This window comes from Pseudonocardia benzenivorans CB1190 (genome assembly GCF_000196675.2).
Classification (GTDB): domain Bacteria; phylum Actinomycetota; class Actinomycetes; order Mycobacteriales; family Pseudonocardiaceae; genus Pseudonocardia; species Pseudonocardia benzenivorans.
The window spans coordinates 6,561,305-6,577,451 of the sequence record NC_015312.1 but is presented as its reverse complement, the minus strand read 5'-3'; the positions used below and the strand labels follow the sequence as shown (position 1 = coordinate 6,577,451).

The window sequence follows — 16,147 nt, the reverse complement described above, 5'->3', positions numbered from 1 at the left end:
GTGGCGATGGTCGCGATAGCGACCATCGCCACTCACGGGGGAGGTCGGGATGAAGTGCGCGCCGTTCGAGTACGTGCGGCCGACGTCGGTGGACGAGGTGCTCGCCGCGCTCGTCGCGGCCGACGGCGAGGGCAAGATCCTCGCGGGCGGCCAGAGCCTCGTGCCCGTGATGGCGCTGCGGATGGCGCGCCCCGCGGTCATCGTCGACATCAACAGGGTCGAGGGGCTCGCCGCCGTGGAGCGCGACGGCGACACCGTGCACGTCGGGGCACTGGTGCGGCACCGGACGCTCGCCGAGCAGAGCGCCCACCCGCTGCTCGCCGAGGCCGCCCGGCACATCGGGCACGCCGCGATCCGCACCCGCGGCACCGCGGGCGGCAGCATCGCCCACGCCGATCCCGCCGCGGAGCTGCCCGTCGTCGCCGTCGCGACGGGCGCGACCGTCACCGCGGCCGGCGCGCGGGGCGACCGCTGGGTCGCCGCCGACGATCTCTTCGCCGGCCCGCTCATGACGACCCTCGACGCCGACGAGATGATCACCGGCCTCGACGTCCCGGTTCCGACGCGCTGGGGATTCGCCGGGTTCGCCCGCCGGCACGGCGACTTCGCGCTGGTCACGGTCGTCGTCGCGGAGGTGCGGGGCCAGGTGCGGATCGCCGTCGGGGGTGTCGGGGCGGTCCCGCTGCGCGCGCGGGCGGCGGAGGCCGCGATCGGGGAGCCGGTGGAACGGGTCGCCCAACTCGTCGGGGACGAGCTGAACCCGACCGGCGACCTGCACGGCTCGGCCGAGTTCCGCCGCGGCGTCGCCGTCGAGATGGCCCGACGCGCGCTGGCGTCGGCCGGGATCTGAGGAGGCAGCGTGGAGATCACGATGGTCGTCGACGGCGAGCGGGTCGAGCTCACCGTCGAGCCCCGGCACACCCTCGCCGACGTGCTGCGCGAGCAGTGCGGCCGGACCGGCACCCACGTCGGCTGTGAGCACGGCGTCTGCGGCGCCTGCACCGTCCTCGTCGACGACGAGCCCGTCCGTTCGTGCCTCATGTTCGCGGTGCAGGCCGACGGGTCGACGGTGCGCACCGTCGAGGGACTGGAGTCCGACGACGGCACGCTGCACCCGTTGCAGGAGGCGTTCGTCGCCCACCACGGGCTGCAGTGCGGGTTCTGCACGCCGGGGATGCTGATGACGGCACTGCACCTGCTCGACACGCACCCGGAGCCCGACCGCGAGACGATCCGCCGGGAGATGTCGGGCAACATCTGCCGCTGCACGGGCTACATGGGCATCGTCGACGCGGTCGAGGAGGCGGCCCGCCTACGCTGACCGGGTGTCGGCACGCGAGCTGGTCGTCCTGGGCACCGCGAGCCAGGCCCCGACGCGGCACCGCAACCACAACGGCTACCTGTTGCGCTGGGACGGCGAAGGGCTGCTGTTCGACCCCGGCGAGGGCACCCAGCGGCAGCTGCTGTTCGCCGGCGTCCCGAGCAGCGCGATCACCCGCATCTGCCTGACGCACTTCCACGGCGACCACTGCCTCGGCGTCCCCGGAGTCGTGCAGCGGCTCTCCCTCGACGCGGTCGCGCACCCCGTCGTCGCGCACTACCCGGCCTCGGGCGCGCACTGGTTCGCCCGGCTGCGCCACGCCACCCCCTTCCACGAGGTCGCCGACCTGCAGGAGCGGCCGGTGTGCGGCGACGGGCCGATCGCCACCGGCGCGTTCGGGACGCTGACGGCCCGCCGGCTCGACCATCCCGTCGAGTCCTACGGCTACCGCCTCGACGAGCCCGACGGCCGGCGCATGCTCCCCGACCGGCTCGCCGCGGCCGGTGTCGTCGGCCCCGACGTGTCGCGGCTGGTCAGGGAGGGGACGCTCGCCGTCGGCGGGCGCACGGTGCGGGTCGAGGACGTCAGCGTCCCGCGGCGCGGGCAGTCGTTCGCCTTCGTCATGGACACCCGGCTGTGCGCGGGCGTCGAGGAGCTGGCCGCGGGCGTCGACATGCTGGTGATCGAGTCGACCTTCCTGCACGACGACGCCGCGCTCGCCCACGACCACGGGCACCTCACCGCGCGGGAGGCGGCCGGGGTCGCCGCCCGGGCGGGCGTCGGCACTCTCGTGCTGACCCACTTCTCGCAGCGCTACACCGATCCGACGGCGTTCGCGACCGAGGCGGCCGCGGTGTTCGACGGTCCGACGGTCGTCGCGGCGGACCTGGCGCGGGTGCCGCTGCCGCCACGGCGAGGGGCGGTCTGACGTGCGGCTCTTCGTGGCGCTCTGGCCCTCCGCCGACACCGTGGCCACGCTCGACGCCGCGCTCGGACCGGCGCGGGCCGGTCACCCCGCGCTGCGCTGGGTGGCCCCCGAGCGCTGGCACGTCACGCTCGCGTTCCTCGGCGAGGTCGCCGACGACCGTCGCGACGACCTGGAGGAACGGCTGGGCCGGGCCGCCCGGCGTGCCGCGCCGCTGCGGCCGGTCGTCGACGGGGCGGGCCGGTTCGGCGACCGGACGCTGTGGGCGCGCGTCGCCGGTGACCGCGACCGGTTGCGCCGCCTGGCCCAGGCGTCGGCCGCGGCGGCTCGCCGCGCCCGGATCCCGGTGGACGCCAAGGCCTTCCGCCCGCACCTCACGCTCGCGACCGCGCGCCCGCCCCGGTCGGTCCGGCCGGCGGCCGCGGAGTTGGACCCGGTGCTGCGCAACGGGCCCGAGGACGTCGTCGACCGGATGTGCCTGGTGCGCAGCGACCTCGGGCAGGGCCCGAACAGAACGCCTCGTTACGAGACGGTGTCCGAGTGGCTTCTCGGCGGTGCACGATAGTCGAACACGCGTTCGAGTTGTCCACATGTTCCTCCACACCTGTGGACCGGCTCCCGCCGGGGTCGCGGGACACGCCAGGATGTGGACCATGGCAGTCGAGACCGTCAGGTGGGGCGTCGTCGGGCCGGGGCGCATCGCGGGCAAGGTGGTGCGCGACTTCGTCCATCTCGACCGCGCGGAGCCGGTCGCGGTGGCGTCGCGCTCGGCCGCGCGGGCCTCGGCGTTCGCCGCCGAGCACGGCATCCCGCGCGCCCACGGCTCCTACCGCGCCCTGATCGAGGACGACGAGGTCGACGTCGTCTACATCGCGACGCCGCACCCGCAGCACCGGGCCGTCGCGCTGGCGGCGATCGCCGCGGGCAAGGCGGTGCTCGTGGAGAAGGCCTTCACGGTCACCCCGGCGGCGACGCGCGAGATCGTCGCCGCGGCCCGGGCCGCGGGGGTGTTCGCGATGGAGGCCATGTGGACGCGCTTCCAGCCCGCCATCGTCCGGCTGCGCGACCTGGTCGCCGACGGCGCGATCGGCGAGGTCCGCGCCGTGCAGGCGGACCTCGGGGTGCGGCAGCCGGTCGACCCGGCCGACCGGTACTACGACCCGGTCGCGGGCGGCGGCGCGCTGTTCGACCTGACGGTCTACCCGATCTCGTTCGCGCAGATGGTGCTCGGGAACCCGGACTCGGTCGTCGCCCGCGGGGTCGTCACCCCGACCGGGGTCGACGCCGAGGAGGCCGTGCTGCTCGAGTTCCCCGGCGGGCGCACGGCGTCCCTGTTCGCCACGTTGCAGTGCCTCACCCCGGGGCACGCGCGGGTCGTCGGCACCGACGGCTGGATCGACGTCCCGCCGCGGTTCCACCATCCCGACCGGATCGTCCTGCGGCGCACCGGCCACGCCCCCGAGGAGATCGTCGCGCCCGCCACCGGCGGCGGCTACTTCCACGAGCTGGTCGAGGTCACGACGTGCCTGCTCGAGGGCCGCACGGAGAGCCGGGTCATGCCGCTCGACGACACGATCGCCGTGCAGGACGTCATGGGCGCGGTGGCCGCCCAGCTCGGCGTCGCGCCGCAGGAGGGGCCCGCCGAGCTCTGACGGCCGGCCCGGGACGCGCCAGGGCCCGGCGCCGGTCAGATCCGGCGGGCGCTGTGCATCGGGAAGTCGTCGAGGTCGGAGATCTGCACCGGCTCGCCCTCGGTCGTAGCGTTGACGACCTTCCCGTCGCCGATGTAGATCGCGACGTGGCTGACCGGGGTGTAGTAGAAGACCAGGTCGCCGGGCCGCAGGTTCGCCTTCGAGACGGCCGTGCCCATCGTCGACAGCGCCGACGACGAGTGCGGCAGCGAGATGCCCAGCTGCTTGAACGCGTAGACGACGAGCCCCGAGCAGTCGAAGCCCGACGTGCTCGCCCCGCCCCACCGGTACGGCGTGCCGATCTGCGCCAGCGCGACCTTCACCGCGCCGGCCGCGGTGCCGCTGCCGGTGACCGCGGGGGCGGCCGCGCCGCGGGCCTGGGTGGCGACGCGCTCGGCGCCGCTCTGCCGCATCGCCGCGGGCAGTGCCTTCGCGACGGTCCGCGTGGCGTCCCGGTACCCGTCGGTGACCGACGTGATCGGCGCCGAGGTGGTGTCCTGCCGAGACGTCGGCGCCTCGCCGGCGCCGTGGCCCGCGGTGGTCGTCGCTGCTCCGGCGTGCGCCTCGCTCGCCGTCGTCGGGGCGGTCGGGGGCTTCGCGGCGGCCAACCGGGCGTCGAGGTCGGCCGCGGCGGTGTTCGCGGTCGGTGTCACGGATCCGCCGGTCAGGCTCATGGCGGCCGCCGCGGCGGCGCCGACGACCGCGACCGACGCCATCGACGCCGTCGCCAGCAGCAGCGGGCGCGCGGTGCGGGCACGCGACCGCAGCGCGAGTGGGGCCGGGGCGGTGATCTCGCGGACGGCCGTCTCGTCCGCGGCGGACTCGCGGACGGCCGTCTCGTGGGCGAGAGCGGCGCCGGAGACGATCCTCGTGACCTCGCCGATCAGCTCCGTCGGCGGACCGAGCGGCCGGATCGTGGTCGGCTCGGCACCGGGGTCGTAGGCGGGGACGAGCGCGGTGGCATCGGGTCGGTCCGGGGCGAACCCGGCGTCGGCGTGGTGGTCGCGCGGCCGGGCGCGAGAGGCCGCGCGTACCGCCGTCGTGAGCTCGGGCTCGGCCCGGGAGTCGCGCGCCGGCCGGGGCGGCGTGGGGGCCCACATCTCGTCGGCCGCAGGACGGGGCGCGGGCACCGAGGGCCGGGTGACGCGGGCCCGGGTCGTGCGTGCCGACGGGTGCGACGGGTCGAAGGCCATCCGCCGCGCCTTGGCGAGGATCTCGGGGGAGACGGCGACGGTCCGGTCGACGGGGCGCTCATCGCGCACGAGGTCCTCGCGCAGGCCGTGCCGGCCGCCCGAGGGCCGCCCGGCGGCGGACTGTACGGACGACGTGTGTCCGGTCGAGGGGTGTCCGGTCGAGGGGTGGCCTGCGGCGGGCGGCCGGTCCTCCCGGAGCTGGTGGCGCGCGCGTGAGCGTGGCCCGTCGGACCCGTCGCGTGGGGCGGGGACGTGCGGTGCGGTGCTGCGCGGGGCCCGCCGCTGCCGCCTCCGGTCGTCCGGCCCGGCGGCGCGGCCGGGTCCGGGGATGGCGGGCAGGTCGAGGCCGAACGAGAGGATCAGGTCCGCGACCTGGCGGACGGGTACCCCGTCGGCCATCGGCACGTCGACGTGCGAGGTCATCGCCGCGCCTCGCCCCTGGCGGGCTGCTCGTGCGCGCCGAGTCGTCGTCGATGGTCAGTGGGCGCGGTCGCAGGTGCGCCCGCACCCGGGGTCGGGGCGCTGGGTCGACGGTTCGCCTGCTGGCGCACGATCACTGGCGGTCCTCGCCGTCCACGCAGGCAGCGCCGCCCACCTCCGCCCCGGGATCTCGCGGGCGCCCAGGGAGCGGTCGGCGGGGCGATGAGGACGGCCGACCGGGCGCACCGCCCGGTGACGATCCGGGCGACGGCACGGACCCTATCGCCACGATCGAGTGAAGGTTATCGCGGTATACGCCGACGTCGGCGACCGGTTGTGATCACACGCCCACCAACGGGTGAGCGCTCTCCGCGTGGCGTGCGGAGCGATCACCTCACGACGAACGGCGGCGCGTGCCGCGACGAGCGGCACGCGCCGGGGACGTTCGCGACCGCGACCTCAGAGGCGACGCGCGTTGTGGAACGGCATCGACGACAGCTTCGACATCTTCACCGGCTGACCGGACGTCGAGGCGTTGAGGACCATGCCGTTGCCGGCGTAGATGCCGACGTGGCTGACCGGCGAGTAGAAGAACACCAGGTCGCCCGGCTGCAGCTGGTCCTTGCTGACCGCGGTGCCCATCGTCGACTGGGCCGACGACGAGTGCGGAAGGCTCACGCCGATCTGCTTGTAGGCCCACATGACCAGGCCCGAGCAGTCGTAGGCCGACGGACCCGCGGCGCCCCAGACGTACGGCTTGCCGATCTGGGTCATCGCGGCCTTCAGTGCGGCCGCGCCGCGGCTGCTGCCGGTGACCGCGGGCACGGACGCCTTGCCCCCACCGGCACTCGCGCCACCGGCGTCGGCGCCGCCCGGGCCGGCGTTGGTGCCGCGCTGCGGGGCGTGGGCCGCGGCGATGATCTGCGTGGCGTCGGCGCGGTGCTTGTCGGCCGCCTCGGCGACCTTCTTGACCGCGGCGTCGGCCGCCGAGTCGTAGTTCGACGCCAGCGGCACGACCGGGGTGTCGGCCGCGGGCCTCGCGAGCTCGATGCGCTGGGTGGCCTGGTCGACGGAGGTGTCGAGCTCGGCCGTCGCCTGATGGGGGGTGAACCCGCCGGTGGCAGCGACGACGGCGGCCGTGGCGCCGAGGACCGTCGCGGACGCGGCGGCGACGACGCCCTGGTGCGGGATGCGCCCGAAGCGGCCGGTGCGTCCGACCCGCGCGGCCTCGAAGACGCCGGTGGCGCCGGCCAGCCCGGCCGGAGCGGCCGACGGGCGACGCACGCCGTCGCGGTCGGTCGCGATCGCGCGCAGCTCGGCGGCGGTGGGCGCGTCCTGGGAGTCGGTGTCGGTGTCGCCGGGCGCGTCCTGCTCGACGGCGGGCCGCATCGACTCGGCGCCGGCCACCTCGCGGTCGTCGTCGGGCTCGAAGAGGGCGGCGCCCGCAGGCGTCCCGTCGTCGTCGGCGGTCCGGCGCAGCTCGGCGAGCAGCGCGGAGACGCGCGTGCGGAACTCGTCGGCGGTGTCGTCGGCGTCGGCGGTGTCGTCGACGCGGTCGGCCGGGCCGACGACGGGTTCGACCTCGGGGGCGCTCCACCCGGTGGTGAACCAGTCGGCGCGGCGGCGCGGCTGCGCCGGGATGAGCGTGGCGGGGAGAACGGGGACCAGCGGGTTCTCGCGACGGAGGCCCTGGTCGGCGCGGTCCTGGTCGACACCGGAGCGGGGGGCGGGTACCGAGAGGCCGTGGCGTGCGCGGCGGCCGGGGGTCGACGGGAGCTCCGCGCCGAGCTCGGCGATCAGCTCGGCCGCAGGGCGGGGAGTGCGGGTGGCGCCCGGTTTGTCGAGCAGGGCGACAGCACGGTGCGTAGCCATGTAGCGGTCCTTGCCGTCATACGCGCGAGGCTGTGGGGGAGCGACCTCGTGCGTACCTGCCCCGGGGAGCGCGGGCGCCTGGGGGAGTGTCGGCGGGCAGGTGGAGACGGCCGACCAGGCGCGTCGCCCGGCGAGATCACCGGGCGGCGACTTGAAAGTAACCACTCCGTGATGAGATCTGCAGCAACCACGCCGAAGTGATGCGACGACCGGCAGTGACCGAACGTCAGCGCATAGGCGTGTTGCGATGAGCGGTCGGTGACGGGCGTGTCGGCGCGACGAACGGTCGATCGACCGTCTGTGGCGCCAGATCAGCCGTTCGTCGCGGGCGGCGGTCGTCGAGCGGCTCGCTCGTACAAGGGCCGCAACGACTCCAGGTGTGTCCGCATGGTGGTCTCGGCGGCCTCGGCCTCACCGGCCGCGATGTGCTCGGCGATGGCCGCGTGGTCGGTGTCCACGGCGTCCCACTCGGCCGGGTCGACGGCCGCGCGGTCGAGGCTCGTCCGGAGCACGTCGCCGACGGGCTGGCCCATCATCGTGAACATCAGGTTCCCGGTGGCCATCAGGATCGTGTTGTGGAAGTCCAGGTGCGGGACGAAGCCGCTGGGGTCGCGCGGGTCGTGGGGCGCGGCCGCCGCCACCCGGACGGCCTCGACGGTCTCGGCGTCCGCGCGCTGCGCGGCGAGCCGGGCGGCGGCGGGTTCGAGCAGCAGTCGTGCCTCGAGCAGGTCGGCGAGGTCGAGCCGCGGCGTCCGGACGAGCACGCCCAGCGACTCGCCGACCGCGGCGACCACACGTGCCGGGTCGGGCGCGGAGACGAACGAGCCGCCCTGCACGCCGCGCCGGGTCTCGACGAGGTGCTGGCTCGCCAGCGACCGCAGGGCCTCGCGGACCGTGCTGCGGCTGACCTCGAACGACCGGCTCAGCTCCGCCTCGTTGGGCAGCCGCGCGCCGGCCGGGAGCAGCCCGCCGACGATCTGGGCCCGCAGCTCGTCGGCGACCCGCTGGTAGGCGGGCCGGTCGCGGCGCACGCGTAGTCGTGCGGCGCGATCGCTCGGGTCGGTGGCCACGCGTCACGCTCCCGTTCCGGTGGGGGACGAGCTTAACCGGCTGCCCGTCACAGTTGACCCAAAAACGTCTGACGTTTTACCGTGGCGTCGGTCGGGACGAGGTGGAGGTGGGTCGCGGTGAGGCCGTTGGAGGATGTCCGGATCATCTCCCTGGAGCAGTACGGTGCCGGGCCGTTCGGGTCGATGCACCTGGCCGAGCTGGGTGCGGACATCGTCAAGATCGAGGACCCGAGCGTGGGCGGTGACGTGGGTCGGCACGTCCCGCCGTATGCCGAGGACGGTGACTCGTTGTTCTTCGAGTCGTTCAACCGGGACAAGTCGTCGATCACGCTCGACATCCGTACCCCGGGTGGGCGCGAGGTGTTCGAGGACCTCGTCCGGGGCGCCGACGCCGTCTACTCGAACCTGCGCGGCGACGTGCCGGCGAAGCTGGGCATCCGCTACGCCGATCTCGCGCACGTCAACCCGCGGATCGTGTGCTGCTCGCTGACCGGGTTCGGGATGACCGGGCCGCGGGCGGCCGAGCCGGGCTACGACTACGTGCTGCAGGCGCTTGGTGGGTGGATGTCGTTGACCGGTGAGCCGGGCGGGGCGCCGCAGAAGACCGGTATCTCGCTCGTCGATTACTCCGGCGGCTACGTCGCGGCGATTTCCCTGCTGGCGGGTATCCACGCGGCGCGGCGTGACGGTGTCGGCACCGACTGCGATGTCAGCCTCTACGACACCGCGGTGAGCCTGCTGACCTATCCGGGCACGTGGCACATGACGGCCGGCTTCGAGCCGGCGCGCACGCGGCACTCGGCGCACCCGTCGCTGATCCCGTTCCAGGCCTTCGAGGCCTCCGATGGCTGGCTCGTCGTGGGGTGTGCGAAGGAGAAGTTCTGGCAGCGGCTGACCGTGGTGATCGGGCGCCCGGAGCTGGCCGCGGACCCGCGGTTCGCGACGTTCGCCGACCGGGCCCGGCACCGTGAGGTGATCGTCCCGCTGCTGGAGGAGATCTTCGCCGGGCGCACCGTCGACGAGTGGCTGGTACCTCTTTATGCGGCGTCGATCCCGTGTGCGCCGATCAACGATGTCGCGGGCGCGCTCGCCGACCCGCACACCCTGTCGCGTGAGCTCGTGGCGGAGACGTCGCATCCCCGGTTCGGGACGGTGAGATCGCTGCGGTCCGCGGTGCGCGTCGGGCCGCCGGGCGAGGACCGGGCGCCGACCCGCGCGGCGCCGGCGATGGGCGAGCACACCGAGTCGGTGCTGCGCGGGCTCGGCTACGACGACGACCGGATCGCGGCGCTACGCGCATCCGGTGCACTCGGCGCGACCGCTATGGGGAAGGACTGAGATGGACTTCGGGCTGAACGACGAGCAGCGGCTGTTCCGGCAGACGTTGCGCGAGTTCGTCGACCGGGAGATCGTGCCGGTCGCCCGTGACTGGGAACGGGAGGGCCGTTACCCGACCGAGATCGTCGCGGGGATGCGCGAGCTGGGCCTGTTCGGTCTGGTGATCCCGGAGGAGTACGGCGGGCTGGGCGCGGACAATGTGAGTTTCGCGTTGACGTTCGAGGAGATCTCGCGTGGCTGGATGGGCATCGCGGGGATCCTGGGCAGCCACTCGGTGTCGAGCTGGATGCTGGCCCATCACGGGACCGAGGAGCAGAAGCAGAAGTACCTGCCCGAGCTGGCGACGGGGGCGCGCCGGACCGGGATCGCGCTGACCGAGCCGGGTGCGGGGACCGATCTGCAGGGCATCACGACCGTCGCGAAGCGCGACGGGGACGACTACGTCGTCAACGGCACCAAGATGTGGATCACCAACGCGCGCTATGCGGATCCGTTGCCGGTGCTGGTGAAGACCGACCCGGCCGCGGCGCCCGCGCACAGGGGGATGTCGATCCTGCTGGTCGAGGCGGACTCGGCGGGGTTCGAGGTCACCGCCGACATCGGCAAGCTCGGCTACAAGGGCACCGAGTCGTGCGAGGTCGTGCTCACCGACGTGCGGGTCCCGGCGTCGCAGCTGCTCGGCGGGGTCGAGGGCCGCGGGCTGCAGCAGGCGTTGTCGGCGTTGGAGACCGGCCGGATCAACATCGCCGCTCGCAGCGTCGGTGTGGCCCAGCGGGCCTATGACGAGGCGCTGCGCTATGCGCGGGAGCGGACGGCGTTCGGTGGGCCGATCGGTGAGTTCCAGGCGATCCAGCTGCGGCTGGCGGAGATGGCGGTGGCGCTGCAGTCGGCCCGGTTGATGACGTACTGGGCGGCGTCGCGGATGGACGAGGGGGTGCGGATGGACACCGAGTCGGGGATGGCGAAGATCGCGGCGTCGGAGGCGGCGTTGTCGTGCGCGATGGACGCGATGCGTATTCATGGCGGGTACGGCTACTCCACGGAGTTCGAGGTCGAGCGGCTCTACCGTGACGCCCCGCTGATGTCGATCGGCGAGGGCACCAACGACGTGCTGCGCACCGTCGTCGCGAAGTCGCTGCTCGCGGGCAAGGCCGTGATCTCGTGAGTGCCGATGGTCGCTGTAGCGAACGGGTGGCACCCGCCGATCTCGGGGCGCTCGCCGAACGTCTCGGCTACCACCTCGACGACGCGCAGATCGCGGAGATGCGGGCGGCGGTGGAGGCCGCCGAGCCCGCCGCGGCGCGGCTGCGCACCGACCCGCTTCTCGACGCCGGCTGGCCCGTCGACCCCGCGCACGGCGACGCCTGGCTGCGCCGATGAACGGCGACACCCACGACCTCCTCGAGGCGTACCGCGCAGGCGCTGACCCGCGGGAGACGGTCGCCGGCTCGCTGGCCCGGCTGCGCGACGTGCACGAGGCGCTGAACACCACGATCGCCTTCCTCGACGACCGCGCGCTCGCCGCGGCCGAGGAGTCCGCCCGGCGCTGGGCCTCCGGCACCCCGCGGGTGTTGGAGGGCGTCCCGTTCGCGGTGAAGGACGTCATCGACGTCGCCGGCGTCCCCACCACCGGCGGCTCCTGGGTCTGCGACGACGCCCCTGCGGCCCGCAGTGCCGAGGTCGTGCGCCGGCTGGAGGCGGCGGGCGCGATCGCCGTCAGCAAGGACACGACGACGGAGTTCGCCGTCGGTGGCCCCAACCCGCCCCGCTTCGGTACCACCCGCAACCCGTGGGACCCGCAGCGGTGGGCGGGCGGCTCGTCGATGGGGACGGCGGCAGCGGTGGCGGCGCGGGCGGTGCCGTTCGGGCTGGGCACCGACGTCGGCGGCTCGGTGCGGCTGCCGTCGGCCTGGTGCGGGCTCACCGGCCTGAAACCGACGAGCGGAGCGATCCCGCGGACCGGCGTCATCCCGCTCTCCTGGACCGCCGAGACCGTGGGCCCGTTGTGCCGCAGCGCCCGCGACGTCGAGTTGCTCTTCGGGCTGCTGCGCGGCCCCGACGGCGTCGACCCGCGCGCGACCGCGCTGCCGCCCTTCATACCCGCGACCGGTGACGACCTGCGCGGTGTGCGGGTGGCCGTCGTCGGCGGGTATCTGACGGAGATGTGCGACGGCGCCGTCCGTTCCGGGATCGACGAGATGGCCGGGGTCCTCGCCGACGCCGGCGCCGAGATCGTCGACGCGGACATCCCGAGCGCCTCGGAGGTGCTCGCGATCGGCTACCGGATCGTGTGGGTCGAGGCCGCGAGCGTGCACCGCGTCAACGCCGCGCGCTGGTCGGAGTACGACCCCGTGCTCGTGTCCCGGATCAGCCAGGGGATCGCGACGCCCGCCGTCGACTACCTGCTGGCCCAGCAGTTCCGGGTGCGGCTGCAGCGCGAGCTCGACGAGGTCTTCGCCCACGCCGACCTCGTCCTCGTGCCGACGTGCCCCTCCACCGCGCCACGGCTTCCGGAGGCGACGGTCGTCGTCGACGGGGAGGAGTTCCCGCTCTACGCGGCCCAGTCGCGGTCGACGATGCTCGGCAACCTCACGGGCGCACCGGGGCTCGCCGTGCCGACGGGCTTCGCGCCCGACGGCCTGCCCGTGTCCGCCCAGCTCATGGCGCCGCCGCACCAGGAGGCCACGGCGCTGCGCGCGGCGCGGGTCTTCCAGGAGCGGACCGCGCATCATCTCGCCGTCCCTTCCGGTGCCGAATTGTCTGACGTATCGTCGGGCGTGCGCGGCACCACTCCCGACTGACTCGGAGGTACTGCTGTGAGCATCGAGAGCCCGGCCCGCACGATGATGTCCGGCCGGATCGCGGAGTTCGGCGCCGCACTGGAGTACGGCGACATCCCGGCCGAGGTGCTGGAGCGCGCGCGGCACCTCGTGCTCGACGCGGTCGGCCTTGCCTTCGCCTCGACGGCCTACGGCTTCCCGGCCGTCGCCCGCGACGCGCTGTCCGCCCTCTCCGCGGGCGACCATCCCGTCCTCGCCATGCCCGACCGGCTCGACCCGCGCGACGCGGCCGTGCTCAACGGCGTGCTCATCCACGGCATGGACTTCGACGACACCCACATCCCCGCCGTCACGCACGTGACGGCGGCGGCGCTGCCCGCGGCGCTGTCCGCGGCGACGACGGCCGGTGCCACCACGCGCGACCTGCTCACCGCGTACGTCCTCGGGGTGGAGGTCTCCGCGCGGGTCGGGCTGGGCGGCGCCGGCGGGTTCCACGACGTGGGCTTCCACCCGACGGCCGTCGCGGGCGCGTTCGGCGCGGCCGTGGCCGCCGGCAAGCTCGCGGGCCTCGACGCGGACCGTCTCGTCGCGGCGCAGGGCATCGTCGGGTCGATGTCGGCGGGGCTGCTGGAGTTCCTGGAGGACGGCTCCTGGACCAAACGACAGCACCCGGGCTGGGCGGCGATGTGCGGGATCACCGCGGCGAGCTTCGCGCGGTTCGGCTGGAGCGGCCCGCCCGCCGTCTACGAGGGACGGTTCGGGCTGTTCAACACCCACCTCGCCGGGCGGGAGACCGACCCCGGCGCGCTCGGCGCCGGCCTGGGCACGCAGTGGGAGCTCATGCGGACCGCGGTCAAGCCCTACCCGATCTGCCACTTCATCCATGCGTTCGCCGACGCCGTGCTCGACCTGCGCGCCGAGCACGGTCTGCGACCCGCCGACATCGCCGCCGTCCGCTGCGCGATCCACCCGGTGCCCGGCAAGGTCGTCTGCGAGCCCGCCGAGGCCAAGTGGGCGCCGCGCGACGAGTACGACGCCAAGTTCAGCCTCCCGTACGTCGTGTCCGCGGCGCTCTCGCGCGGCCGGTTCGGGCTCGCCGAGCTGGAGGACGAGGCGCTGCACGACACCGAGATCCTCGACCTCGCCCGCCGGGTCAGCGTGTCGCCCGACGACGAGAGCGCCTTCCCACGCGCCTACTCCGGGTACGTCGAGATCGAGCTGACCGACGGGCGGGTGCTGACACGGCGCGAGCAGGTGAACCGGGGCCACGACGAGCGGCCGCTCACCAACGCGGAGATCGCCGAGAAGTTCGCCGGGTCGATGGCGCTGGTCACCGACGAGGCCACCACCGAACGGGTGCGCACCGCGATCCTCGGACTGGGCGACGACACCCCCGCCCGGGACTTCGCGGAGGCCTGCCGTGGCGTCTGACCGCTGCTCCGCGGGCCTGTTCATCACCCACCAGCAGCCGCCCGGCCGCGATCCCCTCGTCGCGCTCGACGAGCAGCTCAGCATGGTGCGCGCGGCGCGCGACCTCGGGCTCGACTCCGTGTTCGCCGGCCAGCACCACCTCGCGGAGTCGTTGGCGCACATCCAGCCGCTGCCGTGGCTGGCGCGGCTCGCCGCCGAGGCCGGTGACATGCGCGTGGGCATCGGCATCCACCTGCTCGCCCTCCACAACCCCGTCGACACCGCCGAGGCGTACGCGAGCCTCGACGTCGTGTGCCGCGGCCGGTCGATCTTCGGCGTCGGGCTGGGCTACCGCGACGTCGAGTACGACGCGTTCGGCATCCCGCGCGGCGAACGCGTCCGCCGGTTCGAGGAGAACCTGCGGATCGTCGAGCAGCTGTGGGCGGGCGAGGAGGTGCACGCCGACCTGCCGTGGTGCCGGCTCGACGGCGTCCGCGCGACGATGCGCCCGGTCGGCCGCCCGCCGGTGTGGATGGCCGCCAACAGCGACAACGCCGTCCGGCGGGCGGCCCGCTCGGCCGACACCTGGATGATCAACCCGCACGCCACGGCGACGACCGTGCGTCGCCAGCTCGAGCTGTTCCACGCGGAGCGCGAGGCGAGCGGGCGCGGGCCGGTCACCGAGCTGCCGCTGATGCGCGAGGTCTTCTGCGCCCCCACCCGCGAGCGGGCCGTCGAGCTCGCGCGTCCGCACCTGGCCAACAAGTACGCCGTCTACGCCGACTGGGGCCAGGACAAGGTGATGCCGGACCAGGAGTCGTTCCGCGCGGCGTACGAGGAGCTGTCGTCGGACCGGTTCGTGATCGGCACCCCGCAGGACTGCATCGACGCGCTGTTGCCGTGGCGCGCGCTCGGCGTCGACCACTTCCTGTTCCGCACGGAGTGGGCCGGCATGCCGGTCGGTGACGCCCTGGGCTCCCTCGAACTGCTCGCCAAGGAAGTCGTGCCAGCACTACGCGCCGCCCCGGGCGGAACCGCCCACTCCGGACAAGGAGCTTGAGATGGACTTCGGAGTCTTCATCCCGATCGGCAACAACGGCTGGTTGATCTCGGAGAACGCCCCGCAATACATGCCCACGTTCGACCTCAACAAGCGGGTCGTCCAGGAGGCCGAGCGGCAGGGTTTCGCCTTCGCGCTGTCGATGATCAAGCTGCGCGGGTTCGGCGGGAAGACCGAGTTCTGGGACCACAACCTGGAGTCGTTCACGCTGATGGCCGGGCTCGCGGCCGTCACCGAGCGGATCAAGCTCTACGCCTCGACCGCCGTGCTGACGCTGCCGCCCGCGCTCGTGGCGCGCATGGCGTCGACGATCGACTCCATCGCCCCCGGCCGCTTCGGCATCAACATCGTGTCCGGCTGGGCGTCCGGAGAGTACGAACAGATGGGGCTGTGGCCCGGTGACGAGTACTTCGGCCGCCGCTACGACTACTCCACCGAGTACGTCACCGTCCTGCGCGACCTGTTCGAGAAGGGCCGCTGCGACCTCGACGGCGAGTTCTTCACGATGACCGACTGCGTGCTCTCCCCGCGCCCGTCGGCGCACGTCGACATCGTGTGCGCCGGGCAGTCCGAGCGGGGCATGCGGTTCTGCGCGGAGCACGGCGACTACAACTTCATCCTCAGCCCGGGTGTCAACGACCCCGAGACCTACCGCGAGCCCACGCAGCGCCTCGTCGCCGCCGCCGAGAAGGCCGGCCGCGACGTCGGGTCCCTGCCGCTGTTCATGGCGATCATGGCCGACACCGACGAGGAGGCCCAGGCCAAGTGGGCCTCCTACAACGCGGGCGCCGACGCCGCCGCGCTCGGCTACATGTCCGACGAGGGCGGCAAGGACGTCAGCGCCGACGACTCAGGCACCGCGCGGACGATCAACCTGCCCGAGGGCGCGGTGAACTTCAACATGGCGACGCTCGTCGGGTCGCCGGACACGGTGGCGCGGCAGATCGACCGCGTCGCCGCGATGCCCGGGGTCAAGGGGATGATGTTCACCTTCGACGACTTCGAGCAGGGCGTGCACGACTTCGGCGAGAAGGTCATGCCCCTGGTGGGCTGACCGCCGCCCAGGG

General features: G+C 73.9%; 15 protein-coding genes. 12 read left to right on the top strand and 3 right to left on the bottom strand.

Annotation, left to right across the window (positions count from 1 at the left end):
- Positions 1 to 49 precede the first annotated feature (49 nt).
- The 5 genes from PSED_RS31185 (at position 50) to PSED_RS31165 (ending at position 3,898) form a co-directional block, all read left to right on the top strand.
- Entirely contained in the window at positions 50 to 850 is an 801-nt protein-coding gene (locus PSED_RS31185; RefSeq protein WP_013678205.1) for an FAD binding domain-containing protein, read from the top strand.
- Positions 851 to 871: 21 nt separating this feature from the next.
- Complete coding sequence (locus tag PSED_RS31180) at positions 872 to 1,321, top strand: (2Fe-2S)-binding protein (protein WP_041762953.1); 450 nt, start codon at positions 872 to 874, stop codon at positions 1,319 to 1,321.
- Between the two features lie 4 nt (positions 1,322 to 1,325).
- Positions 1,326 to 2,249: a ribonuclease Z gene (locus tag PSED_RS31175; protein ID WP_013678203.1), complete on the top strand. Its 924-nt coding sequence runs from the start codon at positions 1,326 to 1,328 to the stop codon at positions 2,247 to 2,249.
- Between the two features lies 1 nt (position 2,250).
- On the top strand, positions 2,251 to 2,811 hold the full coding sequence (gene thpR, locus PSED_RS31170; RefSeq protein WP_013678202.1) for an RNA 2',3'-cyclic phosphodiesterase: 561 nt from the start codon (positions 2,251 to 2,253) through the stop codon (positions 2,809 to 2,811).
- Between the two features lie 88 nt (positions 2,812 to 2,899).
- The gene (locus PSED_RS31165; protein ID WP_013678201.1) at positions 2,900 to 3,898 is read left to right on the top strand and encodes a Gfo/Idh/MocA family protein; all 999 of its coding nucleotides are present in this window, start codon (positions 2,900 to 2,902) and stop codon (positions 3,896 to 3,898) included.
- Between the two features lie 35 nt (positions 3,899 to 3,933).
- On the opposite strand, the gene PSED_RS31160 is transcribed toward PSED_RS31165, so the two are convergent.
- The 3 genes from PSED_RS31160 to PSED_RS31150 form a co-directional block, all read right to left on the bottom strand.
- Positions 3,934 to 5,553 (bottom strand): C40 family peptidase, encoded by a 1,620-nt coding sequence (locus PSED_RS31160; protein WP_013678200.1) that lies wholly within the window; start codon positions 5,551 to 5,553, stop codon positions 3,934 to 3,936.
- Between the two features lie 456 nt (positions 5,554 to 6,009).
- Positions 6,010 to 7,422 (bottom strand): NlpC/P60 family protein, encoded by a 1,413-nt coding sequence (locus PSED_RS31155; protein WP_013678199.1) that lies wholly within the window; start codon positions 7,420 to 7,422, stop codon positions 6,010 to 6,012.
- A 311-nt stretch (positions 7,423 to 7,733) separates the two neighbouring features.
- Entirely contained in the window at positions 7,734 to 8,492 is a 759-nt protein-coding gene (locus tag PSED_RS31150; protein ID WP_013678198.1) for a FadR/GntR family transcriptional regulator, read from the bottom strand.
- A 117-nt stretch (positions 8,493 to 8,609) separates the two neighbouring features.
- Here PSED_RS31150 and PSED_RS31145 point away from each other — a divergent pair, with 117 nt between their 5' ends.
- Genes PSED_RS31145 through rutA form a run of 7 tightly spaced genes read left to right on the top strand, consistent with a single transcriptional unit; the run spans position 8,610 to position 16,134 of the window.
- The gene (locus tag PSED_RS31145; protein WP_013678197.1) at positions 8,610 to 9,830 is read left to right on the top strand and encodes a CaiB/BaiF CoA transferase family protein; all 1,221 of its coding nucleotides are present in this window, start codon (positions 8,610 to 8,612) and stop codon (positions 9,828 to 9,830) included.
- A 1-nt stretch (position 9,831) separates the two neighbouring features.
- A complete protein-coding gene (locus PSED_RS31140) occupies positions 9,832 to 10,995 on the top strand; it encodes an acyl-CoA dehydrogenase family protein (protein ID WP_013678196.1) in 1,164 nt (387 codons plus the stop codon).
- Between the two features lie 26 nt (positions 10,996 to 11,021).
- Complete coding sequence (locus PSED_RS31135) at positions 11,022 to 11,210, top strand: hypothetical protein (RefSeq protein ID WP_041760166.1); 189 nt, start codon at positions 11,022 to 11,024, stop codon at positions 11,208 to 11,210.
- Complete coding sequence (locus PSED_RS31130) at positions 11,207 to 12,631, top strand: amidase (RefSeq protein WP_013678194.1); 1,425 nt, start codon at positions 11,207 to 11,209, stop codon at positions 12,629 to 12,631. Before PSED_RS31135 ends, PSED_RS31130 begins: the two co-directional genes overlap by 4 nt.
- A 15-nt stretch (positions 12,632 to 12,646) precedes the next feature.
- Positions 12,647 to 14,041, top strand: a complete 1,395-nt coding sequence (locus PSED_RS31125; RefSeq protein ID WP_013678193.1) for an MmgE/PrpD family protein — start codon at positions 12,647 to 12,649, stop codon at positions 14,039 to 14,041.
- The gene (locus PSED_RS31120) at positions 14,031 to 15,080 is read left to right on the top strand and encodes an LLM class flavin-dependent oxidoreductase (protein ID WP_013678192.1); all 1,050 of its coding nucleotides are present in this window, start codon (positions 14,031 to 14,033) and stop codon (positions 15,078 to 15,080) included. Before PSED_RS31125 ends, PSED_RS31120 begins: the two co-directional genes overlap by 11 nt.
- 1 nt (position 15,081) lies before the next feature.
- On the top strand, positions 15,082 to 16,134 hold the full coding sequence (gene rutA / locus PSED_RS31115; RefSeq protein WP_013678191.1) for a pyrimidine utilization protein A: 1,053 nt from the start codon (positions 15,082 to 15,084) through the stop codon (positions 16,132 to 16,134).
- Positions 16,135 to 16,147: the final 13 nt, after the last annotated feature.